Origin of the sequence: Lentzea sp. NPDC058436, from assembly GCF_042721515.1 — a bacterium.
In the GTDB taxonomy this organism is placed as follows: domain Bacteria; phylum Actinomycetota; class Actinomycetes; order Mycobacteriales; family Pseudonocardiaceae; genus Lentzea.
In genome coordinates, this window is record NZ_JBHXLF010000027.1 from 13,119 (window position 1) to 39,494 (window position 26,376).

Genomic DNA, 26,376 nt, shown 5'->3' on the forward strand with positions numbered 1-26,376 from the left:
GGTCAGCAGACCGTGAGGATCTCCGAGCCCGTGTCGGTCACGACGATCGTGTGCTCGAACTGAGCGGTCCAGCTCTTGTCCTTCGTGGTGACGGTCCAGCCGTCGTCCCACATCTCGCCCTCGAAGTCGCCGAGCGTGATCATCGGCTCGATCGTGAACGTCATACCGGGCTCCAGCACCGTCTTCACCGACGGCTCGTCGTAGTGCAGCACGACGAGTCCGCTGTGGAACGTGCGCCCGATGCCGTGGCCCGTGAAGTCGCGCACGACGCCGTACCCGAACCGCTTGGCGTACGCCTCGATGACGCGACCCACGACGTTCAGTTCACGACCGGGCTTCACGGCCTTGATGGCACGCATGGTCGCCTCGTGCGTGCGCTCGACGAGGAGCTTGGCGTCCTCGGAGACGTTGCCGGCGAAGAACGTCGCGTTCGTGTCGCCGTGCACGCCACCGATGAACGCGGTGACGTCGATGTTGACGATGTCGCCGTCCTCGACGACCGTGCTGTCCGGGATGCCGTGGCAGATGACCTCGTTCAGCGAGGTGCAGCACGACTTCGGGAAGCCCCGGTACCCCAGCGTCGACGGGTACGCGCCGTTGTCGCACAGGAACTCGTGCGCCACCGCGTCGATCTCGTCCGTCGTCACGCCGGGCACGACGACCTTGCCGGCCTCCTGCAACGCCTGCGCGGCGAGGCGGCCGGCGACCCGCATGGCCTCGACGACCTCGGGCGGCTGCACCCACGGGTCGGTGCTCTTCTGCGGCGCGGGCCTGTCCACGTACTCGGGACGCACGATGCGCGACGGCACCTGACGACGCGGGGATTGCACACCGGGTTGCAGCACAGCACGAACAGCCATGCTCCCCAGATTAGCCGTCCGCGCCGGGTGCCAGGACCGGGAGCCCGACCTCGTCAGCGGCGGCGAGCAGGCGCTTGTCGTAAGCGATGAAGGCGTCCAGGACGTCGCGGAGTCGAATCGCCGAGGCCAGGTGAATGGCGTCGAGCGAACGCACCGGTTGCGGCAACGCCCCTGCGGCATCCAGGAGATCGAACGTCATCGGGACGTTGTCGAGCTCCACCAGGATGGTGGAGGCCTGCCGCTTCTCGGCTTCGCCTTCATCACGAATCGCCCGCATGAGCTCAACCCTGGCGAGAGAGCTCGTGACAAGGTCTGTGCGCTCTCCGAGCCAGTCGACGAGAGCGTCCGTCTCCGCCTCGGTCCTCACCAGTTTCACCAGGGCCGAGGTGTCGAGATAGATCACCAACGCTCCTCGTCGCGCATCTGCTGCACCTTGTCGGAGAGCTGCACGCCTTCACGCGCCGGCAACGGCCGCGGTAGCCGCCGACCACGGCCACGCACGAGAAGACCGTTGGCGGTCAACATCAAACGCACGTTCGCGGGATCGCTCGGCGGGCCCATCTCAGCGACGACCCGGCCCCTGTCGGTGATCGCGATGCGTTCACCGGCCTCCGCCCTGCGAACGTACTCGGCAGCGTGATGCCGGAGATCACGCAGACCGACAGAATCAGCATCCATGTTTCACAATGTATCACATTGAGAGATGTGGCCTGCTCGCTCCTCCGCGCAACCGCCCGACACACTCGCGTGCGCTCACGCCCCGCGGCTCGGCCTCCACCCGAGGCTCCGGCACCCCCGACTCGGGCAGCCGAGGCGCCGGCAACAGGATCCCCGCCCGGATCAGGCGTTCCCGCACCGTCAGGTCCTTCGTCTTGCTCATCACGGCACCGCCTTCAGGAACCTCGCCGCCACGTCCACGGCCGGAGTCGAAGTCTCTCCGCTGAGCACCAGCGTCGCGAACGCGACATCGCCCCGGTACCCCATGAACCACCCGTGTGAGTGCACGCCGTCACCGAACTGCGCGGTACCAGTCTTGCCGCGCACGTCCCCATACGGCTGGAGTTGTGGTGCAGTGCCGTTCTCGATGACCTCACGCATCATCGCGCGCACGGATTCCAGAACAGCGGCAGGCGGTGCGGCGGGCTGTTTGTCCGCCTTGGTCTCCTTGCCGCGCACCAGTTGCGGCACCGGCATCGAGCCCTTCGCGATGGACGCCGACACCAGCGCCATGCCGAACGGCGACGCCAGCACCTTGCCCTGGCCGAACGAGTCCTCCGCCCGTTCCACCACGTCGGTCGCGGGCGGTACGGAACCGGTGATCGTGGTGAGGCCCGCGATGTCGAAGTCGACGCCGAGCCCCAGCGACAGGGCCGCGTCCGGCAGCAGGTTCGGTGCCATGTCCACGGCGAGCTGCGCGAAGGTCGTGTTGCAGGAGAAGGCGAACGCCGAGTGCAGCGGGATGGTGCCCTTGTCGAACTCGCTTGAGTTCGGCACGATCCGGCGTCCGTCGATGGTGGTCTTGCCGGGGCACGGGACCAGGGTGTCGGCGTTGACCTTGCCTGACCCGATCACGGCCAGCGCCGAGACGGCCTTCATCGTGGAACCCGGCGGGAAGCGGCCGGTCAGGGCCAGCGCGCCCTGGGCGTCGGCCGGGTCGTTCTGGGCCACGGCCAGGATGTCGCCGGTCGACGGTTGCAGAGCCACCAGGATCGTGGGCTCCTTCACCGGCTCGACGGCGTCCTCGGCGGCGGCCTGGATCACGCGGGACAGCGCCGTGTTCACGGCCTTGGCGGGTTCGGGCGCCTTCGAGTGCAGCTCCTCGATCTCGGCGCCCTGCGCGTCGACCGTGCTGACGCGGAAGCCCGCGTTGCCGGCGATCTCGTTCTCCATGAGCTTGCGCACCGCGGGCAGCACCTGGGAGCCGAACGTGCGGCTCGGCGCGAGGAGCGAGGTCTGCGCGCTGAACCGGACGCCGGGCAGTTCGTAGATCTTCGGCTTCACCGACTGGTAGTCGGGGTCGCGCAGCGCCGCCACCTGGTAGGCCTGACCCTCCGGCGTCTTGGCCACGCCGTCGGTGATCGTCTGCTGCGTGATGGCCTTGTCGAACGGGTTCAGCGCCTCCGCGAGGGTCTTCGTGACGGCCGCGACGTCACCGGCCTCCTTCGCGACGAGCAGCACCGAGACGACGCGTTCGGGAGCCAGCAACGGCGTGCCGTCGCGGTCGAGCACCGGCGCCGGGTCCGGGGTGAGCTCGGTGAGCTTGACCGACTGCTGCGGCGCTAGCTTCGGGTGCACCACCGACGTCGCCCAGTGCACCTTCCACGTGTCGCCCTCCTGGCGCACGTCGAACTTCGTCGGGTACGTCCAGTGGCGGTTCTTGCCGAGGTTCCAGTCGAGCGTCACGGACGCCTCGGACGCGAGCTCGCCGTTCTTGCGGATCTGGTCGACCTTGCTGCTCAGGCCCTCCGGCTTGAGCGCTCCGCGGAACTTCTCGAGTGTCTCCTTGGCGTCGTTCGGGTTGTCGGTCATCCCGGCCGCGCCCTGCACGTCGCCGGACGCGAGCTTCGACAGGAACTCATTGGTGATCTCGGGCGCCCCCGGTTCCGACTCGAACAGCCCACAGCCGCTCACCGTCACCAGGATCACCGTGATCGTCGCGAGAAGGCGCACCCGCGCGAGTATGCCCGTTCAGAAGAGGACGGTGGCGTATTGCCCGACTTGTTCGAAACCGATTCGGCGGTAGGCGGCCTGCGCGACGTGGTTGTAGCCGTTGACGTAGAGGCTCGCCGTGCGGTTGAGAACGCGGGTCAGCCGGTCAGCGACCGCCGCCGTTCCCGCTGTTCCGATGCCCTCTCCCCGGCGGTCGGGGCGGACCCAGACGCCCTGGATCTGACCGACCCTGGACGACATCGCGCCGATCTCGGCCTTGAAGACGACCTCACCGTGCTCGAACCTGGCGAACGCCCTGCCGGCGGCGATCAGCTCGCTCACCCGCGCCCGGTAGCCCGCGCCGCCGTCCTCCGCGCACGGGTCGATGCCGACCTCCTCGATGAACATCGAGATGGCGGCGGGCAGGTAGCGGTTCAGCTCACTGGGGCGGACCTGGCGGACCTGCGGGTCCGGGGCGATCTTCGGGGCCGCCGAGATGGCCATCAGCGGCTGGTCGGCGCGGACCTCGCGGGCAGGGCCCCAGTCGGGCTGGAGCTCCTCCCAGAGCGTCAGGACCTGCTCGGCCGGTCCCACGAGGCTGGAGCACATACGCCCCCGGCGACGGGCCCGGTCGGCGAACATGCGCATCGCCGCGGCACTGCCCTTGAGGGGGATCAGGTTCGGGCCGGAGAAGCAGAGGCCGTCGACCTTGCCCCTGATCGGCTTGGAGTCGGAGCCCCACATCTCGCCGCCCAGGCGCCACGGATCGAGGCCGGCGACCTCGACCCTCGCGGCGACCATGCACGCGGCGACGGGGTCCGTCTCGAAGACCCCGCGTACGTCGATCAGGTCGCGTTCGTCCAGCACGCGCGCTCCGGCCAGCCTCAGCACGTCACCTAGCGTGCCAGATGGACCGTGCAGATGACATCAGCCAACAGTGCCTTGTGCCTGGACACACGGTGAGGGGCGCCTCTCAGAACGAGAGACGCCCCTCATGCCGTTGCTGGTTCTCAGCCGACGGTGACGGCGGGCGCGCCGCCCTCGATCGGCTCCATCTCCTCGGCGAGGCGCATGGCCTCCTCGATGAGGGTCTCCACGATCGCGTGCTCGGGCACGGTCTTGATGACCTTGCCCTTCACGAAGATCTGGCCCTTGCCGTTGCCGGACGCGACACCCAGGTCGGCCTCACGGGCCTCACCGGGGCCGTTCACGACGCAGCCCATGACGGCGACGCGCAGCGGCACCTCCATGCCCTCCAGACCGGCCGTGACCTGCTCGGCGAGCGTGTACACGTCCACCTGTGCGCGGCCGCAGGACGGGCAGGACACGATCTCCAGCTTGCGCGGGCGCAGGTTGAGCGACTGGAGGATCTGGTGGCCGACCTTGATCTCCTCGACCGGCGGGGCCGACAGCGACACCCGGATGGTGTCGCCGATGCCCTGGCGCAGCAGCGCGCCGAACGCGACGGCGGACTTGATGGTGCCCTGGAAGGCGGGACCGGCCTCGGTCACGCCCAGGTGCAGCGGGTAGTCGCACTGCTCGGCCAGCAGCTCGTACGCCCGCACCATCACGACCGGGTCGTTGTGCTTGACGGAGATCTTGATGTCGTGGAAGTCGTGCTCGGCGAAGAGCGACGCCTCCCACATCGCCGACTCGGCCAGCGCCTCGGGCGTGGCCTTGCCGTACTTCTTGAGCAGGCGCGGGTCGAGCGAACCGGCGTTGACGCCGATCCGGATCGGGGTGCCGTGGTCCTTCGCGGCGGCCGCGATCTCCTTCACCTGGTCGTCGAACTTGCGGATGTTGCCCGGGTTGACCCGGACAGCGGCACAACCAGCCTCGATGGCGGCGAAGACGTACTTCGGCTGGAAGTGGATGTCGGCGATCACCGGGATCTGGGACTTCTTGGCGATCGCCGGCAGCGCGTCCGCGTCGTCCTGCGACGGGCAGGCCACGCGCACGATGTCGCAGCCGGACGCGGTGAGCTCCGCGATCTGCTGCAACGTCGCGTTGACGTCCGACGTGAGCGTCGTCGTCATCGACTGGACGGAGACGGGGAACTCGCTGCCGACACCGACGTTGCCGACCATCAACTGCCTGGTCTTGCGTCGTTCGGACAGCACCGGCGGCGGCAGTGCCGGCATTCCGAGCATCACGCCGTCACTCATGGGTTGTGCACCTTTCCGTGGATCACTTATTGCAACCTGATCGGGTTGACGATGTCGGCGGTCACGGTCAGCAGCGTGATGGCGCCGCCGATGAAGATGACCACGTAGGTGAGGGGCAGCAGACGCATGTAGTTGACCGGGGCTCCGGCGGGCTTGCCGCGGAGCTTCCTCAACCAGTCTCGCACCCGTTCGTAGAGGTTGACGGCGATGTGACCACCGTCAAGCGGGAGCAGGGGCAGGAGGTTGAACACACCGACGAAGAAGTTCAGGCCCGCCAGCATAAGGATGAAGAACGCCCACAGACCGCGTTCGGCCGCGTCACCACCCAGCCGTGAAGCACCGACCACCGAGATGGGCGTGTCCAGGTCTCGCTCTCCGCCACCGATCGCCTTCACCACGGCCGGAATGCGCTCCGGGAAGCGCATGAGGCCCTTCCAGGTGTTCACGAACATGTCGCCGGTGAACGCGATCGAGGCCGGCACCGCGGCGAGCGGGCTGTACTCGAAGTTCTGCTGCCAGGTGACGCCGATGGCGCCGACCTCCTTGACCTCGCGGCCGCCCTTGCCGTCGAGCACCTCGCGGGTGACCTGCGGCACGTTCACCGTGAGCGCGAGCTCCTTGCCGTCGCGCAGCACCTTGAACTCGGTCGGGCCGCTCAGGTCGCGGGTGATCTTGAGCATCTCGGACCACGTCGAGATCGGCTTGCCGGCGATGGCCGTGACCTCGTCGCCGGGCTGCAGGCCCGCGTCCTTGGCCGGGGCCGGGGCGCCGGGCTGGCACGGCGCGGTGAGACCGACGGTGTGGTCCTGCACGCACGGCGTGATCTCGGACAGGACCGGCAGGTCCTTGTTGTTCGGCAGGCCCAGCGACATCGCGAGGATCAGCAGGATGATGAAGCCGAGGATGAAGTGCGTGATCGACCCGGCCGCCAGCACGACGACGCGCTTCCACACCTTCTGGTTGTAGAAGGCGCGCTTGCGGTCGTCCGGGTGCACCTCGTCGAGCGCGGTCATGCCGGTGATCTCGCAGAAGCCGCCGGCGGGGATCGCCTTCAGGCCGTACTCGGTCTCGCCCTTGCGGAACGAGAAGAGCTTCGGGCCGAAGCCGATGAAGTAGCGGGTGACCTTCATGCCGAAGGCCTTCGCGGTCAGCAGGTGCCCGAACTCGTGCAGCGCGATGGACACCGCGATGCCGGTCGCGAACAACAGCACCCCGAGGATGTTGATGAATGTGTTCACGGAAAGGTCAGTTCCTTCCAACCAGCTCGCGGGCACGTGCGCGTGCCCAGTCCTCGGCGGCCAGGACCTCCGCGACGTCCGCGGGGTCGTTCACCCATTCGTTCGCCTCGCCGAGAACCTGGCCGATGGTGTCCACGATCGACAGGAACGACGTGCGGCCGGCGACGAAGGAGGCGAGTGCCTCCTCGTTCGCGGCGTTGTAGATCGCAGGATGGCAACCACCGGTGGTGCCGGCCTGCCGCGCGAGCTCGACCGCCGGGAACGTGACGCTGTCCAGCGGTTCGAACGTCCACGAGGTGGCGGTGTCAAAGGTACAGGCGGGAGCCGCGCCCGCGACGCGCTCCGGCCAGCCCAGCCCGAGTGAGATCGGCAGCCGCATGTCCGGAGGCGACGCCTGCGCGAGCGTCGAGCCGTCCGTGAAGGTGACCATCGAGTGAATGATGGACTGAGGGTGCACCACGACGTCGACGCGGTCGTACGGGACCCCGAACAGCAGGTGCGCCTCGATCAGCTCGAGCCCCTTGTTGACCAGGTTCGCCGAGTTGATGGTGACGACCTGCCCCATCGACCACGTCGGGTGCGCCATGGCCTGCTGCACGGTGACCGATTCGAGTTCTTCGCGGCTTTTGCCCCGGAAAGGCCCGCCGGAAGCGGTGAGGACCAATTTGTGGACCTCGTTCTCGGTGCCACCCCGCAGGCACTGCGCGAGCGCCGAGTGCTCGGAGTCGACCGGCACGATCTGACCGGGCTTCGCCGCCCCCAGCACGAGCGGCCCGCCCGCGATGAGCGACTCCTTGTTCGCGAGGGCGAGCGTGGCCCCGGACTCCAGGGCCTTGAGCGACGGCTCCAGCCCCCTGGACCCGTCCATGCCGTTGAGGACGACGTCCGCCGGGCACGCCTCGATCAGGTCGACCATGCTGGTCAGCGTCCTGACACCGGGCACCTCGGCACCGTTGGCCACCGCGACGGTGTTCACGTCGAACTCGGCTGCCTGCTCTTTCAGCAGGTCCAGCTGACGCCCGCCCGCGCCGAGCCCGACGACCTGGAAGCGGTCGCGGTTGCGCCGGATGACGTCGAGCGCCTGGGTGCCGACAGAGCCGGTCGACCCCAGGATCAGGACAGTGCGTGGAGTACTCATCGCCCCTCATTGTTCCGGAGAGTGCCTGAGAGCCTCGGCACAGCCCGTTACTTTGATAACGGAGCGGTTTTGGAGGTGTGAAGTCGCCAGATCGAGGGCATTCCAGCCACGTCAAGTCGTTGGAAGGAGACTCTCGGTGGGCATCCTCGGATGGATCGTGCTCGGCCTCCTGGCCGGAGCCATCGCCAAGGCGATCATGCCGGGCAAGGACCCGGGCGGAATCATCATCACGATGCTGATCGGCATCGTTGGCGCGATCCTGGGCGGATTCATCGGATCCGCCGTGTTCGGGACCGATCTGGGTTCGTTCTTCGAGATTCGGACGTGGCTGCTGGCCATCGTCGGATCGTTGATCCTGCTGGGCATCTACCGCCTGGTGACGGGTCGGCGAAGCCACGCCTAGCCGCTCATGACGTTTGAGGCCGTTCGGGTGTCACCCGAACGGCCTTGTTTTTTGGTCGCGGCTGCGCCGCTCCGGCTCGTTCGCCGAGTAGCTGGTCGTCCGGCCACCGCTTCGCCGCGATTGGGCTTCGCCGAATCACGACGAAGGGGCGACCGGACGACCAGCGCGAACTCGCGAGCACGCGTGTAGCCGACCACCAGCCGCTGGCTGTCAGTTCGCGATGCCCGCGTCCCGTGCCAGCAGTGCCGCCTGCACGCGGTTCGTCAGCCCCAGCTTGGCCAGCAACCGCGACACGTAAGTCTTCACCGTCGCCTCCGACATGTGCAGCTTCGCGCCGACGTCGGCGTTCGACATCCCCTGACCGAGCAGCGCGAGCACCTCGACCTCGCGGTCGGTCAGCCCCTCGACGGCCTTCTGCGCCTCCTGCCGCTTCGGCTGCCCGGAGGTCGCCACCATGCCGACCACCCGCGACGTGACCATCGGCGACAGATACGCCTCACCGTTGTGCACAGCACGCACGGCCCGTAGCAACTCCTCGGGCGCGGAGTCCTTCAACAAGAACCCAGCCGCACCGTCGGAGAGAGCGCGCACGATGTTGTCGTCCTCGCCGAACGTCGTCAGCATCACGACGCGCACGGAAGGCGCCACGACGCGCAGCTCACGAGCGCACGCCAGGCCGTCCATGCGGGGCATGCGGATGTCGAGCACGGCCACGTCGACCCGGCGTTCGCGCACGATCTGCACGGCTTCGCGGCCGTCGCCGGCCTCCGCCACGAGCTCGATGTCGTCGGCGGTGCCGAGGATGGCCTTGATGCCCGCACGCATCAGCGGCTCGTCGTCGGCGATGAGCACCCGGATCATTGACCAGTCCTCTGCACGTGGATCTTCTTCTCGACCAGCTTGCCGTCTCGGAAGCAGAAACGCACCACCCTGGTGCCCTTCGCGAGGTACGACTGCTCGTCGGTGATGTGGTAGACGCAACGGGCGCCGGGCGGTTCGGGGGACGCCTGCGACTTGCGCTCGCCGTCGGCGACCAGGGGTTCGTCGCCCGCCGGGAGCAGCGCGAGCACGTCCGCCTCGGACTGGCCCTCCTGGATGCGGTCCAGGTTCTCCTGCGACACGACCTCGGTCACCGGTTGCGCGCCGAGGTAGGTGAAGCCGCCGATGATGACCGCCAGCACGAGGGACGCGCCCGCGATCGAGCCGATGCCCGCCCACTTGCGGATGCCGCGCGGCGACTCGGTCTCCTCGTGCTCGTCCTCGGGTTCGTCGGGCAGCGGCGTCTCCTCGTACGGCAGGACGGCCGCGATCCGGAAGCCGCCGGACGGGAGCGCGCCCACGTGCAGGATTCCGCCGGCCACGCGCACGCGTTCGGTGAGGCCGATCAGGCCCACGCCCGGTGCCTGGACCGGCGAGCCGTTGCGGGACGGGTTGTTGCGCACCTCGACGACCAGGGCGTCCGGCTCGTACTTCACCGTCACCTGCACGGCGGCGCCCGGTGCGTGCTTGGCCGCGTTGGTGAGGCCCTCCTGTGCGACGCGATAGGCCGCGTGAGAGACACGTGACGGCAACGGGTGTGCTTGTCCGCCGCGCACCAGACTGACCAGAACGCCTGCCTTGCGCGCGTCGGCGACCAACGAGTCGATGGACTCCGCGGTGCGTGTCGCCGGGTCGTCGTCGGGACCGTCCTCGGCCCGTAGAACGCCGATGATCGACCGCAGCTCCCCCATGCCGGTCAACGCCGCCGAGCGCAGCACCCCGATCGCCTCGCGCTGCTTCTCCCCCAGCGACGGGTCCAGCGCCAGCGCGCCGGCGTGCACGGAGATCAGCGACAGCCGGTGGCCGAGGCTGTCGTGCATGTCCTGGGCGATGCGGCTGCGCTCGCGCAACCGGACCTGCCGCGACAGCATCTTGTGCTCGCCGCGCATGCGGGCCTCGCGCTCCTGCATGGCCAGCACCAGCGCCTCGCGTTGCGCCAGGTACCGCCCGACGAGGAACGGCAGCGCCACGCCCACGCCGAAGATCGTGATCAGGATGAGCATCCCGTAGACGGGCTCGATGTCGAGCGGCCGCGCGTCCCAGTCCCACAGCAGCACCACGACGACGAACGTCATCGTCGCCGACACCACCGCCCTGACCCACGACTCGATCCGGCGGCCCGCCGTGTAGCTCAGCACGACCATCGCCGCGGGACCGAGGAACGTCAGCGCCGCGCCGCCGATCATGGCCGTCGCGGGCAGCAGGTGCCGCAACGACAGCAGGACCACGTAGACGGCGAGGATGCCGGCGAGCGTCCAGCCCGACGCCCTCGTCTCGGCCCACGGCCCCGGCCACACGTCCAGCAGGATCGCGGCGACCATGACGATCAGGTCGCCGACGAGCCGCACGACGGTCAGCCCCCGTAGCCGCTCCAGGGTGTCGGCGCGGAACGCCTCGGCCCTGGTGCGCACAGCAGTAATCACGCTCCCAAGCTACGAGACGTCCCATGTCCGCGCGGCACGCTGGAGTATCGAATTCCCGCGACGAAAGTTGACGCCGCGGTCATCCAGGTCGCCTGGAACCCCTTCGACGAGGTTCGAAGGAGCCTCCCCACGCGAGATCGTCTCGGCATGCTCCGCCTCCTGCACATCAATCTCAGGGGGAAACATGAGAAAAGCGTTGTGTGTGCTGTTCGCCGCCGCCTTGGCGCTGATGACGCTGCTGGGGACGGCGTCGGCGTCGGGAACGGCACCGGCCGAGATCGACCTGAGCGTCCCCGCGGAGGTGGCGGCACCGCCGCAGCCCGACGTGTCGGCTCAGGCGTTGTCGTGCGGCAGCGGCAACATGTGCGCGTGGCCGGTCGGTGACGGCAGCAGCAGCCGGTGCAGCTGGGGCGTCGCCGACCCCGACTGGCAGGGCGGGGACGTCCGGTGCTCGTGGTCGGGAACCAGCGCGGTGCGGGCGGTCGAGAACGCCGGCGTCAGCACGTCCTACACCAGGGTGTGCCTGTACCCCGGCGCGAACTACAGCGGCAGCGTCGCCTACTGGGTCGCCCGCGGGGCGGAGGCACCGAACTTCCCGAACGTGCTGATCCGCTCGCACAAGTGGGTCACGGGGAACACCTGCTGGTGACCACCTGATCGCCGGGGGCCGTCCGGCGGATGTCCGAAGTGGACGCTCGTCGCGGCGGCCCCCGGCCGTGCGTCACCGCCCCGCGAGCAACCGCAGTCCCAGCGGGGTGATGAGGTGCCGGGCGAAGTTCTCCTCGCGTTCGGTGGCGATGAGGCCCGCCTCGCGCAGAACGCCGGTGTGATGGCTGACCGTGGCGGGGGCGACGCCCACCAGCCTCGCCAGCCTGCAGGTGGTGTTCCCACCGATCACCGACCGCAGGATCGAGGCCCTGGTGGCTCCCAGCAACGCGGTCAGATGGTCACCGCCCGCCCGCTCGCCCGCGCGGAGGCGGGACTCGGCCTGGATCGGCAGCACCAGCACGGGCCGCGTCGGCGTCACCAGGTGCCGCACGGCGAAGTAGCAGGGGATCAACGTGAGACCGCGGCCACCGAGATGCAGGTCGCGGTCGTGCGCGTGGTCCACGGACAGCACGGGCGGATGCCATCGGGTGGCGGCCCCGAGCGTGCTCAGCAGTCCTTCCGGTCCGCGGCGCAGGTACTGGTGGATCCTGGCCGCCGCGTCGGTGCACAGCCCGTCCTCGATGACCGGGAGGTGCGGCTCGATCACGCGCCGGTGGTACACCCGCAGGGCCCGGTGCAACCGCCGGAGCGCGGCGGGCCCGGCGGTGGCGAGGTCGTCCGGCCAGTGCGGCGCCACCGCCGCCACCGTGTGCACCGCCATCCGCAGGTCCGGGTCGCGTGCGGCGAGCTCGCGCACGTGGCGGCGCCACGGACCGAAAGGCAGGTCGCCGTCCCCGCACCGCAGCGTCCGGGCGCTGCTGACGATCTCCCACATCAGGTCGGTCTCCAGTTTCAACCGCGTGTGGGCGATGTCCCGGTCGGTGAAATGGATGTGCAGCTGCGGCACGTCTTCCTCCCCCAAGGAATGCCGATTACCCCCGCAGGAGAAGTCGTGCCCACACAGGCGGAGATACAGCCCTGGCTTGAAGTTAGGCCAGCCGTGCGACGGATCCAGCCCGCCGCGCACGCCACGACGCGAACACCACACCGATGATCAGCAGCAGTGCCGTCGCCGTCACCATCAACGTCGAAAGCGCCACGATCTCCGGAGAGATTCCACGCTTCGACGCCTGCGCGTAGACGAACACCGGCAGCGTCGTGGACCCGACACCGGTCAGGTACGACGAGATCACCACGTCGTCGAACGACAGCAGGAACGCGAACGCCGCACCCGCCGCCACCGCGGGCGCCACCAGCGGCAGCGTCACGGTCCGGAACGCCACGAACGGCGACGCCCCCAGGTCGGCCGCCGCCTCCTCCATCCGGACGTCCATTCCGGACACCCGCGACCGCACCACGACGACCACGAAGCTCAGCGAGAACGCCACGTGCGCGAACAGCAGCGCCCCGAACCCCAGCGGCACACCGGCGAGCTTCACGAAGAACCCCAGCATCGCCACGCCCATGACGACCTCGGGCACCACGAGCGGCAACGACAGCAGCACCGTCCACAGTCCACGGCCGGGGAACGCCCTCCGCAGCCCGAACGCGGCCAGCGTCCCGATCACCGTCGAGATCACCGCCGACGCCAGCGCCAGTTGCAACGTCAGCTGCAGAGAGGCGAAAACCCGTGTGTCGTCAGCAAGTTCCGCGTACCACTGCAGCGAGAACCCGCTGATGCGCGACAACGACCGCGACGAGTTGAACGACGCTACGGCGAGCCACGCGATCGGTGCGTACAAGAACAGGAACACCAGGGCCACAACGGCGCCGAGCGCCCACGGACGACGGTTCACAGCACGTCCTCCCCACGCCGTCCGCGCAGCACGAGCACGAACACCACCAGCACGAGCAACAACACCGCCATCGCCGACCCGAGAGGCCAGTTGTTGCCACCGCGGAACTGGTCGTCGATCACCGACCCGAACGTCGACTGGTCGACGCCGCCGAGCAGCTTCGGCGTCACGAAGTCACCGGCCGCGGGCACCAGCACCAGCAACGACCCGGCCAGCACACCGCTCATCACCCCCGGCAGCACCACGCGGAGGAACGTCGACACCCGCCCGTGCCCGAGGTCGTACGACGCCTCCACCAGCCGCACGTCGAACCGCTCGCACGCCACGTACAGCGGCAGCACCATGAACGGCAGGAATCCGTACGTCAGACCGAGCACCACGGCACCGTCGGTCAGCAGGAACCCGCCGTCGCGGTCCAGCCCGACCCACCCGAGCACGGTGTTCACCAGCCCCTCGCCGTCGAGCAGCGCCTTCCACGCGTAGATCCGCGCGAGGTAGCTCGACCAGAACGGGATCAGCACCGCCGCGAGCAACGCCGTCCGGTAGCGCCCGCCGTACCGCGCGATGAACCACGCCAGCGGGAACCCGAGCAGCAGGCACAGGACGGTCGTCGCGCCGGCGTAGAGCAGGGTCCGCCCGAAGATCGGCAGGAACGCCGGGTCGAGCGCCGTCCGGTACGCCTGGACCGTCCACGGCAGCACCGCGCGGGCGACGCCGGTGTGGCGCGTCGCGAAGCTGAACTCGACGACCACGACGAGGGGTGCGATCAGGAAGAACCCGAGCCAGAGACCGGTCGGGGCGAGGAGGGCGTTGGCCTTCAGCCAGCGTCGAAGCACGGATCCACATCCTGCCACCCGACATGATGGTGAACACTCATGTACCGTTGTGAACATGAGTGTTCACCTCCTGCAGACGGCGACCTCCGTCCTGCTCAAGGACCCGACCGCGTCCCTCGGCGACGTGGCACGGGCCGCCGGTGTCGGCAGGACCACACTCCACAAGCGCTACCCGACCCGCACCGACCTCGTCCGCGCGGTCGCGAGCGAGGCGCTCGACCTGATCCACTCGGTCGCCCGCGAAGTGGACTTCGAGAGCGACGACGCCCTGGAAGACCTGATGAGGCGCTTGGTCCCGCTCGGCCCGCGGGTGGAGTTCCTGCTCCGCTTCCCCGGCCTCGAACGCGACGAGGAGGTGGCCGGACGCATCCGCGAGATGGACCGGCCGGTGCTCGACGTGATCACCCGGCTGCAGGGCACGAGGCTGCGCCGCGACCTGCCCGCGTGGTGGATCCTCCAGACCGCCTACGCCGGGCTCTTCATCGCCTGGGAGGCGATCAGCGACGGCCGTCTCGCGCCGCTGGACGCTCCCCGGTTCGTGCTCACCACTGTGTTCGAGGGGGTACAGCATGTTGGAACAGCTGACCGGGCATGAAGATCCGCATCCGATCTACGAACGGCTACGCGCGCACGGACCGCTGACGCGCGACGAAGACGGGATGTGGGTGACGACGGGTCATGCGCTGACCAACAAGATCCTGCGCGACCGCAGGTTCGGCGTCCGTTACGCCGACGGCAGCTTCCCCGACGACGGGAGTCCGCTGCCCCAGTCGTTCCTGGGGATGGACGCGCCCGACCACACGCGACTGCGCAGGCTCGCCACGCCGGCGTTCAGCCCGAAGAGGATCGACCACTACCGCACCCGCGTCGAGAAGGTGGCGGACTCGTTGCTGGACTCCGACGAGTTCGACCTGATCGCGGACTTCGCGGCGCCGCTGCCGATCTCGGTGATCAGCGATCTGCTGGGCGTTCCCGACGCCGACACCGCCGACTTCGCCGCCTACGGGGCGCTCGTCGGGGCCTCGTTCGACACGGGTGTCACACCGGAGATGGCCGATGCCACCGACAAGGTGCTCGCGCTGTTCGACCGGTTGATCTCCGAACGCCGCAGGACGCCGGGCGACGACGTGATCAGCTCGCTCGTCGCCGCCGAGGCGGAGCAGAAGCTGACCGCACGGGAGATGCTCGGCACGCTGGTGTTGCTGCTGGTCGCGGGCTTCGAGGCGATGGTGAACACGATCGGCAACGGCTGCCGCGCGCTGCTGGAGCACCCTGAGCAGTGGCAGCTCCTCAAGTCGAACCCGGACCTCGCGCCCGCCGTCGTCGAGGAGACCCTGCGCTGGGCGCCGGCGGTGCACCTGACGACCCGGATCGCGCACGAACAGGTCGACGAGATCGGCAAGGGCGAAATCGTCACGCTGATCATCGCCGCGGCGAACCGCGACCCCGAGGTCTACCCGGACGCGCACAGGTTCGACATCACGCGCCCGCACAAGCCCGAGCACCTCGCGTTCTCCAGCGGCGCCCACTACTGCCTGGGCGCCACGCTCGCGCGCATGGAGGGCGACGTCGCGTTCCGCGCGCTGGCACGCCGCATGCCGCGGCTGAGGCAGGCCGGTGAGATCCGGTACCGCGAGTCGGTGGTGATCCGCGGGATGAGGTCGATGCCGGTCAGCCGGTCTTGACCTTCGTCCACGCGTCGGCGTAGCGCGCTTCGGCGTCGCCGCCGAGGTCCTTGGTGAACGGGAGCTTCGCGAGCTGGTCCTCCGGCGGGTAGACCACCGGGTCGTTCAGCAGCTCCTTGTCGATCAACGGCTTCGCGGCGGCGTTGGGGCTGCCGTACCGGACGGCGTTGGACAGCGCCGCGCCCGTCTCCGCGCCGAGGACGTAGTCGATGAACCGGTGGGCGTTCGCGGCGTGCGGGGCGTCCTTCGGGATGACGAGGAGGTCCACGTAGGACAGTCCGCCCTCGGCCGGGATGGCGTACCCGATGTCGTCGTTGGTGTCGCTCGCCTGGAACGCGTCACCGGAGTACGCCTGGGCGAGCCGGACCTGGCCGGAGGTCAGCGGTTCGATCACGTCCGAGGTGATCTGGCCGAGCTTCTTCTTCAACGACAGCAGGAAGTTCGCCGCGTCCTCGATCTGCTTCGGATCGGTGGTGTTCGGGTCGTGGCCGAGCTTCAGCAGCCCGATCGCCATGCCGTCGCGGGCCTCGTCGAGGATCGAGCTGCGGCCCTGGGCGTTCGGCAGGTCGAAGGCGTCGAAGCTCGTGACGTCGCCGCCGATCTGCGACTTCGAGTACGCGAGACCCGTGGTGCCCCAGGCCCACGGCACGGAGAACCGGTTGCCGGGGTCGTACTCGGCCTCGACGAACCGCGGTTCCAGGTTGCGCAGGTTCGGGATCGCGTCGTGGTCGAGCGGCTGCAGCAGGCCGGACCTCAGGAAGCGGCGGAGGAAGTTGTCGCTCGGCACCACCAGGTCGTAGCCGGCCTGGCCGGACGCGATCTTGGCTTCCATCTCGTCGTTGGTCGAGAAGTTGTCGTAGGTGACCTCGATGCCGCTGACGGCGGTGAAGCCCGGCAGCGTCTCCGGCGCGATGTAGTCGGTCCAGTTGTAGAAGTTGAGCTTCGGCTCGTCGGCCAGGTTCGTGGCCTCGGCCTCGCTCGGGCCACCGGAGTTCGTGGGCGCGGGGCCGACCGCGCAGGCGGCGAGCGCGAAGAACGCCATCGAGCCCAGCATCGTGCGCCGGGTCACCCGCGGGCTGTCGACGTCCCACAGCCGGGCGATCCGGACGCGCTCAGCCATCCCCCGGCTCCAGCAGCACGGTGAACTCCGGGTCCCACGCCATCCGCACGGTCTGGCCGGGCGCGCCCGCGTCGTCGATGCGCTGGGCGTTCTGCACGAACGCCGTCAGCACGCCCGCCGGGGTCTCGACCACGAACTGCGTCGAAACGCCCGTGTAGACGACGTCCTGGACGACTCCTCGCAGCACGCACCAGCCCGTCGGCGGCTCGGAGGTCTCGTTGAACAGGTGCACCTTCTCGGGGCGCACGGTGGCAGCGACCTTCTTGCCGTGACTCACACCGCCGGAGAACTTGGCGCGCAGGCCGGTGGCGCCGGGGGCGTTCAGCGAGACCAGCCCACCGTCCACACCGGACACCTCGGCGTCGAGGATGTTGGACGTGCCGATGAACCCGGCCACGAACCGGGTCGCGGGCCGTTCGTAGACGTCCTCGGGGTAGCCGACCTGCTCGATCCGGCCCGCGTTCATCACGGCGATGCGGTGCGAGAGGACGAGCGCCTCCTCCTGGTCGTGCGTGACGTAGAGGAACGTCGTGCCGACCTCGCGCTGGATGCGCATCAGCTCGATCTGCAGCTCCTTGCGGAGCTTGGCGTCGAGCGCGCCGAGCGGCTCGTCGAGCAGGAGCAGCCGGGGACCGGCGGCGAGCGCGCGGGCGATGGCGACGCGTTGCTGCTGACCGCCCGAGAGCTGGGCAGGCCTGCGCTTCGCGAACTGCGAGAGCCGCACGAGTTCGAGGTGCTCGCCGACCCGCTTCTTCAGCTCGTCGCCGCGGACCTTCTTGCGCTTGAGGCCGTACGCGACGTTGTCCCACACCGACATGTGCGGGAACAGCGCGTACGACTGGAAGACGGTGTTGACGTCGCGCCGGTAGGGAGGCACGCCCACCATGTCGTTGCCGTCGAGCTCGATGCGGCCCTCGTCCGGATCCACGAACCCGGCGATCATGCGCAGCACCGTGGTCTTGCCGCAGCCAGACGGGCCGAGCACCGAGAAGAACTCGCCCTCGTGGACGTTCAGCGAGACGCCGTCGACCGCCACCTGGTCCGAGAAGCGCTTGCGCACGCCGTGGAGACCGATCTCGACGGGGGCGAACGTGTCCGGAGTGGAGGCCTCAGCGGGAGAGAAGCCGGTCAAGTCGAGGCGCCTTCGCAGGGTCGGACGGGTGGGGCCGCGTCGAGCGTAACGCGCCCGACCTGGCTCGTAAGACGTGCGCGCGCGACCTCACACATCCGTGCTCACTCACATGTGCGACGATGGCCTCGTAATCCGGATGAGCAGTGGAGGAAACCGTGGCTTCGTCCTCGGAACTGGACAAGCGTCCTGCCGTCGACCCTCACGAGGAGCCGTCGCACGAGTGGGGCTGGCACGGCACGCTGCCCAAGGGCACCCGCATCGCCGGCTGGCTCTCCGCGATCTTCTGCTTCCTGATGCTGATCGGCAACCACCACGGTCAGACCGAGAACATCTGGCTCGTCGCCTCCGGTGTCTCGATCATCGCGCTGCTGGTGTGGGACGCCGCGCGCCGCAAGAAGCCCTGGCGCAGCTAGAACGCTCCTGATGCGCGTGTCCCGGGCGTTCGCCCAGGGCACGCGCATTTTTGCGCCGTCGATACCTGGTACCTGGTAGAAACCAGGTGTGATCAGGGACGTTTACCGCAAGGAGTGCCCGTGCCGCGGCCTGCTGGACATGGTCGCGTCGAAGTGGACGGCGCTGGTGATCGGCGATCTGGAGGACGGGCCCAAGCGGTTCAGTGAGCTCAAGCGCCGGTTGGAGGGCATCAGCCAGAAGATGCTCACGCAGACGTTGCGCACGTTGGAGCGCGACGGGCTCGTCACGCGCACGGTGTACCCCTCGGTGCCGTTGCGCGTCGAGTACGAGCTGACCGAGATGGGGCGCAGCGTCACCGAGCCGCTGGCCGCACTGCGGTCGTGGGCGCAGCGGAACTACGAGTCCGTGGCCGAGGCGCGCGAGACGTTCGACAACGCCGAGCCGATCGGCCTGGAGCCCGCCGCTACCCGGTGACCCAGCCGAACGGGAACTCCACGGTGTAGCCCTCGCACTTCGGGTCGAGCGAGTCGAAGTGCGTGCCCTTGATGAGGCAGCGGTAGAGGATCCGCGCGGGCACGTCGTCCGGCTTGTCCTTGAAGACGTGGCCGAGCGGGGTGGGGCTCACGAGCGTCTGCCCCTCGCACCCCGACGACACCGACGTCATGTGGTCCTCCGACCCGTTGAGGCGGCAGGCGTAGAGCGGCTTCGTGCCCTCCTCGGGGTTCGCGAGGAGCTTGCCGAGCGAGTTGGCCTCCGCCTGGAACCCTGCCGGCGCGGGCACCCGTGACGTACCGCTGAAGTGCCAGCCGCCCGCCTTCAGGTAGCGGGTCAGCACCAGCGTCTCGCGCGGTGGCTTCGGCTGCGTGGTCGGCTGGGCCTGCGCCTGCGTCGTCTGGGTGGGCTTGGAGGTCGCGCTGGACGACGGCGCCGCGCTGCTGCTCGGTGCGGCGCTGCTGCTCGACGGCGCGCTGGAGGCGGTGCTGCTCGCGGTCGTCGGCTGCACCGAACCGGGTGCCTGCTGGGCGGCGGCAGCCTCCCCCTGCCGCTTCTCCGGGTTGATCAGGAACACGGCCGCGAGCGCGATCACCACGACCGCCGCCGCTGCACCCGCGAACAGGCCGACCTTCTTGCGGGACTTGGGTTTCTCGTCCCAGTCCGCGTGCGTCGGCGTGTTCGGCGCGACGTAGCTCGTGACCGGTTCGATCACGACGGTCTGCTCGGACGGCGACAGCGGCTTGACCGTCGTGGTGGCGCCGCTGAGCCGTTCCCGCAACTGGGCCGCAGTGAGCCGGTGCGTGTCGTCCTGGCTGAGCAGGGCCATGATCGTGTCGGCGAGCGGGCCCCTGGTCCGCTGGAGGGCCGGCTGCTCGTACATGATCGCGTGCATGGTGGCCGCGGTCGTGTCGCGCTGGAACGGCGAACGGCCCTCGACGGCGTGGAACATGGTGGCGCCCAACGCCCACAGGTCGCTCGCCGGTGACGGCTGCTTGCCCGCGAACAGCTCCGGCGCCATGTAGCCGGGCGAGCCCATGATGCCGCCGGTCGCCGTCAGCCCGGGGTCGTCCATCGCGCGGGCGATGCCGAAGTCGGCGAGCTTCACACGTCCGTCGGGCAGCACCATGATGTTGCTGGGCTTGACGTCCCGGTGCACGATGCCCGCCGCGTGCGCCGCTTCGAGCGCGTTGAGGGTCTGCAGGCCGATGTTCGCGACCTCGTCCTCGGTGAGGCTCCTGCGCGTCATGACCTCGGAGAGCGTGGGCGCCTCGACGAGTTCCATGACCAGGTACGTGACGCCGTGCTCGACGATGACGTCGTAGATGCCGACGACGTTCGGGCTGTTCAGGCGGCCTGCCGTGCGGGCTTCGCGCAGCACCCGGTCGGTCTCGGTGGTCCGCAGCTCCTTGAGCGCGACCTGCCGGCCGATGACCCTGTCCTCGGCGAGCCAGACGACCCCCATGCCGCCCCGGCCCAGCTCTCTGATCGTCGCGTATCTGCCCGCGACCAGCCTCGTCTCGTCCCCCACGACGCCGCATGGTAGCCGCACGGTCGTGTCGACCGGTTTCCTGTCCGGTTCTGTCCGCTGACAGTGCGTGCGGGGTTCGCTACCGTTCGAGATGGTCTAGACCGCTTCCCTGTCATCGCGTTGAAGGCGGTCTGCTCATGTCTTTAGGCGTGTTGTTGGCGGCGTTGACCCTGCTCAGTCCGATCGTGGACGACCTGCCGGACGAGTTCCGGCAGCCCTCGCCCGCCCTGTCCGTCCAGTCCGTCGTGTGTGACGGCGACGGCGTGAGCGGCAAGCGCGTTCAGGCCGTGTACGTGCGCGGCGACCAGTCGGCGGACCGGTATCCGCAGCTCGTGAGCCAGTTCCAGTCGTTCGCGGACCAGATCGACAACGCGTTCGTCGAGGCGGCCTCACGCCTGGGCGGCGGCGTCCGGCACGTGCGGTTCGTGACGCAGGCCGACTGCCGCGCGAAGGTGGACAACGTTGTCGTCCCGCAGTCGGCGATGTCCTCCCCCTCCGCGGTGGCCGACCAGCTCGCGGCCCGCGGCTACAACCGCACCGATCGCAAGTACCTGTTCTGGCACGACTCCGGCGGCTGCGGCGTGGCGTGGGGCGCGCCGGGCGACGACCGCCCCGGCGCCGACAACGGCTACAACTCAGGACCTTCCTACGCCGCAGTCGGAACGGGCTGCTGGACGTGGCAGGCCAGCGCGCACGAACTGCTGCACACGCTCGGTGCCGTGCAGCGTTCAGCGCCGAACTCCACGGCGTTCGGTCACTGCTGGGACGACCAGGACATCATGTGCTACAACGACGGCGGCATCCCGAACCCGCCCGGCGGCCTGGTGAACGTCTGTCCCAACGCCCCCGAGAACCAGCTCGACTGCGGCGGCAACGACTACTTCCACACCAACCCCGCGGCTGGCTCCTACCTGGCGACGCACTGGAACGTCGCGCGCAGCCAGTTCCTGGTCTCCTCGGGATCGGGCGGCGGGACGATCGTCGGCATCGGCGGGAAGTGCGTCGACGTCAGCAACTCCGGCACCGCTGACGGCACCGCGATCCAGCTGTGGGGCTGCAACGGAACCGGCGCCCAGCAGTGGTCCCGCGTCGGCGACACGTTGCGCGCGTTCGGGAAGTGCATGGACGTCAACGGTTCCGGCGTCGCCGACGGCACCGTGGTGCACCTCTGGACGTGCAACGGGACCGGCGCCCAGGTGTGGTCGCGCGTCGGGAACACGTTGCGCAACCCGCAGTCCGGCAAGTGCCTCGACGCCGCGGGCAACTCGTCCGCGGACGGCACGAAGCTGAACATCTGGACGTGCACGGGCGGGGCGAACCAGAACTGGCAACTCTGATTCACCTCTGTCCCCGCTTGTGTCGGAGTGAGGGCGTTTCTCACGTGATGGGCCCACTTGCACGTATGCGCATGCGGCAGTTGGCTCAAGCACCACCCCAGGTGAGAGGAACCGAACCATGTCGGTCACCGACGAGTTGCTCGCCAACAACGCCCTCTACTCCGCACAGTTCTCCGGCCCGCTGCCCCTGCCGCCCGCCAAGCACGTCGCCGTGGTCGCCTGCATGGACGCCCGCATCGACGTGTACCGCGTGCTGGGCCTGAACGAGGGCGAGGCGCACGTCATCCGCAACGCCGGCGGTGTGGTGACCGAGGACGAGATCCGTTCGCTCGCGATCAGCCAGCGCCTGCTCGGCACGAAGGAGATCATCCTCATCCACCACACCGACTGCGGCATGCTGACGTTCACCGACGACGACTTCAAGCGCTCGATCCAGGACGAGGTCGGCATCAAACCCTCCTGGTCGGCCGAGGCCTTCGGCGACCTCGAAGAGGACGTCCGCCAGTCGCTCGCGCGCATCACCGGCAACCCGTTCGTGCCGGTGAAGGACTCGGTGCGCGGCTTCGTGTTCGACGTCGCCACCGGGGCGTTGAACGAGGTGAAGCCCTGAGGACGCGGTAGTACGGCAGCTCGCCGCGTTCCTCCCCCAGGACGACGCGGCGAGCCGCCACGACCAGGTGACACTTCTGGAGGCCCACCGACCACCGCGCTACGGTCGAGCGGATTGCAGATCACGTCTCTTGGGGAGGACGACGTTGAAAAGCAGGTTTCCGAGGCTGTGCCTCGTCATGCTCGGAGCGCTCACGCTGATCGGGGTGGTGTCGCCCAGCGCGGCACTCGCGGCGGAGAGGCCGGGCGGCAAGGAGAGCTACGCGGTCTCCATCGGCCAGGTGGCGCCGGAGGGAACGCCGCCCACCGGCAAGGAGTTCGCCCGGCTCGCGATGTACTACTTCGACCTCGACGGCACCGTCCGCGAGGCGTTCTGGTTCTGGAGCTGGAGCATCGGCTACCCGGCGGCCACGATCGCGCCCACCTCGGCCGGCTGCGACAACTGCAAGATCCACACCGCCGGTGGCTTCCAGAACGGCGCCGAGGTCAAGGAGCTGCGGGGCCGCTACACCGTCACCGGTGACCAGCTCGCCATCACCTGGAGCAACGGCTCCACCGAGAGCTGGACGGTGACCCGCCCGGAGACCGGCATCAGCGTGATCGCGCTGACCGCCTCGAACTACGGCGCGAACGTCGGCAAGGGCTACGGCAGCAACGTGAGGACCACCGTCTCCGTCCCGGTCAACGACATCCCGAAGAAGCGCTATCCGGGTGAGTACAGGTACAACGCCTGGGACGCCGTGAACGAGAAGCTGACCTCCGACTGGGGCACCTCGGGGATCAACCTGCAGCAGTTCCAGAAGTGCAACGACAACTGCCTCAGCGGCGCCGTCGAGATCACCGACCCGAACTCGAAGGCCTGCTCGGCGTGCAAACCCGGCGAACAACGGGCGGTCCGGTACTACCTGGCCTCCGACGGCGGCCGGAAGAACTACTACGAGCACTTCTGCACGTGCCTGCTGCAGGGCACCAACAAGTGCTACACCGGCGGCTCGCACCTCAAGCCGCAGCTCCAGGTGATCGACGACGCGCAGAGGTTCCGCGGCTGGGTCGGCATCGAGGCCCAGCAACGGATCGCGAACCGCGGCACGCTCGGCGTGCACTGGTACACCGACGTCTAGACCCCGGCGGGGATCGCCGCGGTCAGCCCTCGGCAGCCAGCTGACCGCAGGCCGCGGCGATCTCCTGCCCGCGCGTGTCCCGCACGGTGCACTCGACACCCTGCTCCCGCACGCGCCGCACGAACTCCCGCTCGACCGGCTTCGGTGACGCGTCCCACTTGCTGCCCGGCGTCGGGTTCAGCGGGATCAGGTTCACGTGCACCAGCTGCCCCAGGTACTTGCGCAGCTTCTTGCCGAGCAGATCGGCGCGCCAGCCCTGGTCGTTGATGTCGCGGATCAACGCGTACTCGATGCTGACCCGGCGCCCGGTCTTGTCCGCGTAGCCGCGGGCGGCTTCGAGAACCTCCGCGACGTTCCACTTCGTGTTGACCGGCACCAGCGTGTCGCGCAGCTCGTCGTCCGGCGTGTGCAGCGACACCGCGAGACGGACCTGCAGGTTCTCCTCGGTCAGCTTCTTGATCGCCGGCACGAGACCCACCGTCGACACCGTCACGTGCCGCTGCGAGATGCCCAGCCCGTCCGGCGCCGGGTCGCAGATGCGGTGGACGGCCTCGAGGATGCGCTTGTAGTTCGCGAGCGGCTCGCCCATGCCCATGAAGACGATGTTCGACAGCCGGCCGGGACCGCCGGGCAGGTCGCCGTCGCGCATGGCGGCGGCGCCGAGGCGCACCTGGTCCACGATCTCCGCGGTCGACAGGTTGCGCTGCAGGCCGCCCTGGCCGGTCGCGCAGAACGGGCACGCCATGCCGCATCCGGCCTGCGACGAGATGCACAGCGTCGCGCGGTCCGGGTAGCGCATCAGCACGGACTCGATGAGCGTGCCGTCGTGCGCGCGCAGCAGCGTCTTCGCCGTCGTGCCCTCATCGGTGGTGACCTTGCGCACGACCGTGAACAACGGCGGCATCAGGTCGGCGACGAGCTTGTCGCGCGTGGTCGCCGGGATGTCGGTCATCTCGGCGGGGTCGACGGTCAGGCGGCTGAAGTAGTGGTTCGACAGCTGCTTGGCCCGGAACGGCTTCTCACCAAGGGCCGCAACGGCTTCCGCGCGTTGGGCGGGCGAGAGGTCGACCAGGTGGCGCGGCGGCAGGCCGCGCTTGGGCGCGTCGAAGACAAGGGGAAGCGAGGTCATAGCACATCTAGTGTCCCACGAACTTCACCAACACAAGACCGTTGCATCGCGATAGGTTCCGATATATCGTTAACGACATGATGATGAGACCACACCACCGAGAACACCACCAGAGGCATCGCCACGGACCCTTCGGGGGCGGCGGGCGAGGCAGGGGCGGCGGCCGCCAGAGGCGCGGCAACGTCCGGGCGGCGGTTCTGTCCTTGCTGGCAGAACGGCCGATGCACGGCTACGAGATCATCCAGGAGATCGCCAGGCGCACCGGCGGCGTGTGGAGCCCGAGCCCCGGCTCGGTCTACCCGACGCTGCAGATGCTCGCCGACGAGGGCCTCGTCTCCGCAGAGGAAGAGGGAGGCAAGAAGTTGTTCGACCTCACCGAGCGCGGCAGGACGGAGCACACGGCCCCGCCCTGGCGCGACATCGAGTTCCAGCTGGACCCGGCCGACGGCGAACTGCGCACCGCGGTCCGGTTGCTCGGCGCCGCGATGGAGCAGATCTCCCACGCGGGCACGCCGGAGCAGAAGGGCCGCGCGACCGAGCTCTACAACGAACTGCGGCGCAGGCTCTACGCCATCCTCGCCGAGGAGTGACCTACCACCGGTCGTGCACGTGCGGCCGGATCAGCTCGTCGTACACCTCGGCGACGGCCTTGCCGTCCACCGGCTCCAGGCCGGCCGCCCGCACGTTGCCCTGAGCCTGCTCCACGTTGCGAGCACCGGGAATCACGACCGTGACGCCGGACTGGTCCACGATCCACCGAAGCGCGAACTGCGCCATCGTGGCACCTTCCGGCACCAGCGGCCGCAACCGTTCGACGGCCTCCAGCCCCACCTCGAACGGCACCCCGGCAAAGGTCTCGCCGACGTCGAACGCCTCACCGTTGCGGTTGTAACTGCGGTGGTCGTCGGCACCGAAGGTCGTGCCCGCGTCGTACTTCCCGGTCAGCAGACCGGACGCGAGCGGCACGCGCGCAATGATCGCGACCCCCGCCTCGGCGGCCTTCGGCAGCACCTCGTCGAGCGGCTTGAGCCGGAACGCGTTCAGGATGATCTGCACGCTGGCGACGTTCGGACGCTTGATCGCCTCCAGCGCCTCCTCGACCTTCTCCACCGAGACGCCGTAGGCGGCGATCCGCTGCTGCTCGACCATCTCGTCCAAGGTGTCGTACACCTCGTCACGGCTGTAGACCGCGGTCGGCGGGCAGTGCAACTGCACGAGGTCCAACGTGTCGACGCCAAGATTGCGGCGGCTCCGGTCGTTCCACGCGAGGAAGTTCTCCCGGCTGTACCCCTCCGTGACCTGCTCCGGCAGCCGCCGCCCCATCTTCGTGGCGACGAAAACACCGTCGTCCTTGCGCTCCTTGAGGAACCGCCCGACCAACGTCTCACTACGACCGTCGCCGTAGACGTCGGCGGTGTCGAAGAAGTCGACGCCCTCGTCCGCCGCCGCGTGCAGCAACGCGAGGGCGTCGCTCTCGTCCACGTCGCCCCAGTCGGCGCCGAGCTGCCAGCAGCCCAGTCCGATGACGCCGACCTGGCGGTTCAACCTGCGTGCTTCTCGCTTTTCCACGAACCGAGAGCCTAGTCGCGGATCATCTCGGTCGCGATTGCG

Annotated in this window: 29 protein-coding genes; 10 read left to right on the forward strand and 19 right to left on the reverse strand. The window is 68.9% G+C overall.

Features of this window, described 5'->3' with window-relative positions:
* Positions 1–2 precede the first annotated feature (2 nt).
* The 9 genes from map to dxr all read right to left on the reverse strand — a co-directional run bounded on the left by map (position 3) and on the right by dxr (position 8,050).
* Positions 3–860 carry a type I methionyl aminopeptidase gene (gene map / locus ACFWN2_RS41995; protein ID WP_382436218.1) on the reverse strand — a complete coding sequence of 286 codons (858 nt, stop codon included), beginning with the start codon at positions 858–860 and terminating at the stop codon, positions 3–5.
* A 10-nt stretch (positions 861–870) separates the two neighbouring features.
* Positions 871–1,263 carry a type II toxin-antitoxin system VapC family toxin gene (locus tag ACFWN2_RS42000; protein WP_382436219.1) on the reverse strand — a complete coding sequence of 131 codons (393 nt, stop codon included), beginning with the start codon at positions 1,261–1,263 and terminating at the stop codon, positions 871–873.
* A complete protein-coding gene (locus ACFWN2_RS42005; RefSeq protein ID WP_382436220.1) occupies positions 1,260–1,538 on the reverse strand; it encodes a type II toxin-antitoxin system Phd/YefM family antitoxin in 279 nt (92 codons plus the stop codon). The genes ACFWN2_RS42000 and ACFWN2_RS42005 overlap by 4 nt, the downstream gene beginning before the upstream one ends.
* Positions 1,539–1,551: 13 nt before the next feature.
* Positions 1,552–1,740: a hypothetical protein gene (locus ACFWN2_RS42010; RefSeq protein ID WP_382436221.1), complete on the reverse strand. Its 189-nt coding sequence runs from the start codon at positions 1,738–1,740 to the stop codon at positions 1,552–1,554.
* Positions 1,740–3,530, reverse strand: a complete 1,791-nt coding sequence (locus ACFWN2_RS42015) for a penicillin-binding transpeptidase domain-containing protein (RefSeq protein WP_382436222.1) — start codon at positions 3,528–3,530, stop codon at positions 1,740–1,742. Before ACFWN2_RS42015 ends, ACFWN2_RS42010 begins: the two co-directional genes overlap by 1 nt.
* Positions 3,531–3,548: 18 nt before the next feature.
* The gene (locus tag ACFWN2_RS42020) at positions 3,549–4,400 is read right to left on the reverse strand and encodes a GNAT family N-acetyltransferase (RefSeq protein ID WP_382436223.1); all 852 of its coding nucleotides are present in this window, start codon (positions 4,398–4,400) and stop codon (positions 3,549–3,551) included.
* Between the two features lie 119 nt (positions 4,401–4,519).
* Complete coding sequence (gene ispG / locus ACFWN2_RS42025; protein WP_382436300.1) at positions 4,520–5,650, reverse strand: flavodoxin-dependent (E)-4-hydroxy-3-methylbut-2-enyl-diphosphate synthase; 1,131 nt, start codon at positions 5,648–5,650, stop codon at positions 4,520–4,522.
* 50 nt (positions 5,651–5,700) lie between these two features.
* Positions 5,701–6,912 (reverse strand): M50 family metallopeptidase, encoded by a 1,212-nt coding sequence (locus ACFWN2_RS42030; RefSeq protein ID WP_382436224.1) that lies wholly within the window; start codon positions 6,910–6,912, stop codon positions 5,701–5,703.
* A 7-nt stretch (positions 6,913–6,919) separates the two neighbouring features.
* Positions 6,920–8,050 carry a 1-deoxy-D-xylulose-5-phosphate reductoisomerase gene (gene dxr / locus ACFWN2_RS42035; protein WP_382436225.1) on the reverse strand — a complete coding sequence of 377 codons (1,131 nt, stop codon included), beginning with the start codon at positions 8,048–8,050 and terminating at the stop codon, positions 6,920–6,922.
* A 136-nt stretch (positions 8,051–8,186) separates the two neighbouring features.
* Here dxr and ACFWN2_RS42040 point away from each other — a divergent pair, with 136 nt between their 5' ends.
* Positions 8,187–8,453, forward strand: a complete 267-nt coding sequence (locus ACFWN2_RS42040) for a GlsB/YeaQ/YmgE family stress response membrane protein (RefSeq protein ID WP_382436226.1) — start codon at positions 8,187–8,189, stop codon at positions 8,451–8,453.
* 210 nt (positions 8,454–8,663) lie between these two features.
* Here ACFWN2_RS42040 and ACFWN2_RS42045 read toward each other — a convergent pair whose 3' ends face one another.
* Together ACFWN2_RS42045 and ACFWN2_RS42050 are read right to left on the reverse strand one after the other, a co-directional pair.
* Positions 8,664–9,314 (reverse strand): response regulator transcription factor, encoded by a 651-nt coding sequence (locus tag ACFWN2_RS42045; protein ID WP_189153751.1) that lies wholly within the window; start codon positions 9,312–9,314, stop codon positions 8,664–8,666.
* Complete coding sequence (locus tag ACFWN2_RS42050) at positions 9,311–10,915, reverse strand: sensor histidine kinase (protein WP_382436227.1); 1,605 nt, start codon at positions 10,913–10,915, stop codon at positions 9,311–9,313. Before ACFWN2_RS42050 ends, ACFWN2_RS42045 begins: the two co-directional genes overlap by 4 nt.
* A 184-nt stretch (positions 10,916–11,099) precedes the next feature.
* Here ACFWN2_RS42050 and ACFWN2_RS42055 point away from each other — a divergent pair, with 184 nt between their 5' ends.
* On the forward strand, positions 11,100–11,564 hold the full coding sequence (locus ACFWN2_RS42055) for a hypothetical protein (protein WP_382436228.1): 465 nt from the start codon (positions 11,100–11,102) through the stop codon (positions 11,562–11,564).
* Between the two features lie 72 nt (positions 11,565–11,636).
* On the opposite strand, the gene ACFWN2_RS42060 is transcribed toward ACFWN2_RS42055, so the two are convergent.
* The 3 genes from ACFWN2_RS42060 to ACFWN2_RS42070 all read right to left on the reverse strand — a co-directional run bounded on the left by ACFWN2_RS42060 (position 11,637) and on the right by ACFWN2_RS42070 (position 14,195).
* Complete coding sequence (locus tag ACFWN2_RS42060; RefSeq protein ID WP_382436229.1) at positions 11,637–12,470, reverse strand: ArsR/SmtB family transcription factor; 834 nt, start codon at positions 12,468–12,470, stop codon at positions 11,637–11,639.
* Between the two features lie 82 nt (positions 12,471–12,552).
* Positions 12,553–13,359, reverse strand: coding sequence for an ABC transporter permease (locus ACFWN2_RS42065; RefSeq protein ID WP_382436231.1), 807 nt, complete (start codon positions 13,357–13,359; stop codon positions 12,553–12,555).
* The gene (locus tag ACFWN2_RS42070; RefSeq protein ID WP_382436232.1) at positions 13,356–14,195 is read right to left on the reverse strand and encodes an ABC transporter permease; all 840 of its coding nucleotides are present in this window, start codon (positions 14,193–14,195) and stop codon (positions 13,356–13,358) included. The genes ACFWN2_RS42065 and ACFWN2_RS42070 overlap by 4 nt, the downstream gene beginning before the upstream one ends.
* A 55-nt stretch (positions 14,196–14,250) precedes the next feature.
* Here ACFWN2_RS42070 and ACFWN2_RS42075 point away from each other — a divergent pair, with 55 nt between their 5' ends.
* Both ACFWN2_RS42075 and ACFWN2_RS42080 read left to right on the forward strand, forming a co-directional pair.
* The gene (locus tag ACFWN2_RS42075; protein ID WP_382436234.1) at positions 14,251–14,790 is read left to right on the forward strand and encodes a TetR/AcrR family transcriptional regulator; all 540 of its coding nucleotides are present in this window, start codon (positions 14,251–14,253) and stop codon (positions 14,788–14,790) included.
* Positions 14,765–15,880, forward strand: a complete 1,116-nt coding sequence (locus ACFWN2_RS42080) for a cytochrome P450 (RefSeq protein WP_382436235.1) — start codon at positions 14,765–14,767, stop codon at positions 15,878–15,880. Before ACFWN2_RS42075 ends, ACFWN2_RS42080 begins: the two co-directional genes overlap by 26 nt.
* Here ACFWN2_RS42080 and ACFWN2_RS42085 read toward each other — a convergent pair.
* Together ACFWN2_RS42085 and ACFWN2_RS42090 are read right to left on the reverse strand one after the other, a co-directional pair.
* The gene (locus tag ACFWN2_RS42085) at positions 15,867–17,000 is read right to left on the reverse strand and encodes a spermidine/putrescine ABC transporter substrate-binding protein (protein WP_382436236.1); all 1,134 of its coding nucleotides are present in this window, start codon (positions 16,998–17,000) and stop codon (positions 15,867–15,869) included. The two genes, ACFWN2_RS42080 and ACFWN2_RS42085, sit on opposite strands and share 14 nt — an antisense overlap.
* Positions 16,993–18,132 carry an ABC transporter ATP-binding protein gene (locus ACFWN2_RS42090; RefSeq protein WP_382436237.1) on the reverse strand — a complete coding sequence of 380 codons (1,140 nt, stop codon included), beginning with the start codon at positions 18,130–18,132 and terminating at the stop codon, positions 16,993–16,995. The genes ACFWN2_RS42085 and ACFWN2_RS42090 overlap by 8 nt, the downstream gene beginning before the upstream one ends.
* 155 nt (positions 18,133–18,287) lie before the next feature.
* On the opposite strand from ACFWN2_RS42090, the gene ACFWN2_RS42095 reads away from it, so the two are divergent.
* The gene (locus ACFWN2_RS42095; RefSeq protein ID WP_382436238.1) at positions 18,288–18,545 is read left to right on the forward strand and encodes a DUF2631 domain-containing protein; all 258 of its coding nucleotides are present in this window, start codon (positions 18,288–18,290) and stop codon (positions 18,543–18,545) included.
* 139 nt (positions 18,546–18,684) lie between these two features.
* Complete coding sequence (locus tag ACFWN2_RS42100) at positions 18,685–19,020, forward strand: winged helix-turn-helix transcriptional regulator (RefSeq protein ID WP_382436302.1); 336 nt, start codon at positions 18,685–18,687, stop codon at positions 19,018–19,020.
* Here ACFWN2_RS42100 and ACFWN2_RS42105 read toward each other — a convergent pair.
* Positions 19,010–20,569, reverse strand: a complete 1,560-nt coding sequence (locus ACFWN2_RS42105) for a serine/threonine-protein kinase (RefSeq protein WP_382436240.1) — start codon at positions 20,567–20,569, stop codon at positions 19,010–19,012. The genes ACFWN2_RS42100 and ACFWN2_RS42105 overlap by 11 nt on opposite strands.
* A gap of 137 nt (positions 20,570–20,706) precedes the next feature.
* On the opposite strand from ACFWN2_RS42105, the gene ACFWN2_RS42110 reads away from it, so the two are divergent.
* The 3 genes from ACFWN2_RS42110 (at position 20,707) to ACFWN2_RS42120 (ending at position 23,636) form a co-directional block, all read left to right on the forward strand.
* On the forward strand, positions 20,707–21,906 hold the full coding sequence (locus ACFWN2_RS42110) for a ricin-type beta-trefoil lectin domain protein (RefSeq protein ID WP_382436241.1): 1,200 nt from the start codon (positions 20,707–20,709) through the stop codon (positions 21,904–21,906).
* Positions 21,907–22,024: 118 nt separating this feature from the next.
* Positions 22,025–22,516 (forward strand): beta-class carbonic anhydrase, encoded by a 492-nt coding sequence (locus ACFWN2_RS42115; RefSeq protein ID WP_382436242.1) that lies wholly within the window; start codon positions 22,025–22,027, stop codon positions 22,514–22,516.
* 145 nt (positions 22,517–22,661) lie between these two features.
* Positions 22,662–23,636: a hypothetical protein gene (locus tag ACFWN2_RS42120; protein ID WP_382436243.1), complete on the forward strand. Its 975-nt coding sequence runs from the start codon at positions 22,662–22,664 to the stop codon at positions 23,634–23,636.
* Between the two features lie 22 nt (positions 23,637–23,658).
* Here ACFWN2_RS42120 and rlmN read toward each other — a convergent pair whose 3' ends face one another.
* A complete protein-coding gene (gene rlmN, locus ACFWN2_RS42125) occupies positions 23,659–24,765 on the reverse strand; it encodes a 23S rRNA (adenine(2503)-C(2))-methyltransferase RlmN (protein WP_382436244.1) in 1,107 nt (368 codons plus the stop codon).
* Positions 24,766–24,968: 203 nt separating this feature from the next.
* On the opposite strand from rlmN, the gene ACFWN2_RS42130 reads away from it, so the two are divergent.
* A complete protein-coding gene (locus ACFWN2_RS42130; RefSeq protein WP_382436245.1) occupies positions 24,969–25,355 on the forward strand; it encodes a PadR family transcriptional regulator in 387 nt (128 codons plus the stop codon).
* A 1-nt stretch (position 25,356) separates the two neighbouring features.
* Here the strand turns inward: ACFWN2_RS42130 and ACFWN2_RS42135 are convergent, their stop codons facing one another.
* Entirely contained in the window at positions 25,357–26,334 is a 978-nt protein-coding gene (locus ACFWN2_RS42135) for an aldo/keto reductase (protein WP_382436246.1), read from the reverse strand.
* Positions 26,335–26,376 lie beyond the last annotated feature (42 nt).

Excerpts from the sequence above, each read along its gene's own strand:
- ACFWN2_RS42075 (WP_382436234.1), top strand. The coding sequence starts at position 14,251 with ATGAGTGTTCACCTCCTGCAGACGGCGACCTCCGTCCTGCTCAAGGAC.
- ispG (WP_382436300.1), bottom strand. The coding sequence starts at position 5,650 with ATGCCGGCACTGCCGCCGCCGGTGCTGTCCGAACGACGCAAGACCAGG.
- ACFWN2_RS42115 (WP_382436242.1), top strand. The coding sequence starts at position 22,025 with ATGTCGGTCACCGACGAGTTGCTCGCCAACAACGCCCTCTACTCCGCA.
- rlmN (WP_382436244.1), bottom strand. The coding sequence starts at position 24,765 with ATGACCTCGCTTCCCCTTGTCTTCGACGCGCCCAAGCGCGGCCTGCCG.
- ACFWN2_RS42005 (WP_382436220.1), bottom strand. The coding sequence starts at position 1,538 with ATGGATGCTGATTCTGTCGGTCTGCGTGATCTCCGGCATCACGCTGCC.
- ACFWN2_RS42100 (WP_382436302.1), top strand. The coding sequence starts at position 18,685 with ATGGTCGCGTCGAAGTGGACGGCGCTGGTGATCGGCGATCTGGAGGAC.
- dxr (WP_382436225.1), bottom strand. The coding sequence starts at position 8,050 with ATGAGTACTCCACGCACTGTCCTGATCCTGGGGTCGACCGGCTCTGTC.
- ACFWN2_RS42045 (WP_189153751.1), bottom strand. The coding sequence starts at position 9,314 with ATGATCCGGGTGCTCATCGCCGACGACGAGCCGCTGATGCGTGCGGGC.
- ACFWN2_RS42080 (WP_382436235.1), top strand. The coding sequence starts at position 14,765 with ATGTTGGAACAGCTGACCGGGCATGAAGATCCGCATCCGATCTACGAA.
- ACFWN2_RS42010 (WP_382436221.1), bottom strand. The coding sequence starts at position 1,740 with ATGAGCAAGACGAAGGACCTGACGGTGCGGGAACGCCTGATCCGGGCG.
- ACFWN2_RS42055 (WP_382436228.1), top strand. The coding sequence starts at position 11,100 with ATGAGAAAAGCGTTGTGTGTGCTGTTCGCCGCCGCCTTGGCGCTGATG.
- ACFWN2_RS42110 (WP_382436241.1), top strand. The coding sequence starts at position 20,707 with ATGTCTTTAGGCGTGTTGTTGGCGGCGTTGACCCTGCTCAGTCCGATC.
- map (WP_382436218.1), bottom strand. The coding sequence starts at position 860 with ATGGCTGTTCGTGCTGTGCTGCAACCCGGTGTGCAATCCCCGCGTCGT.
- ACFWN2_RS42085 (WP_382436236.1), bottom strand. The coding sequence starts at position 17,000 with ATGGCTGAGCGCGTCCGGATCGCCCGGCTGTGGGACGTCGACAGCCCG.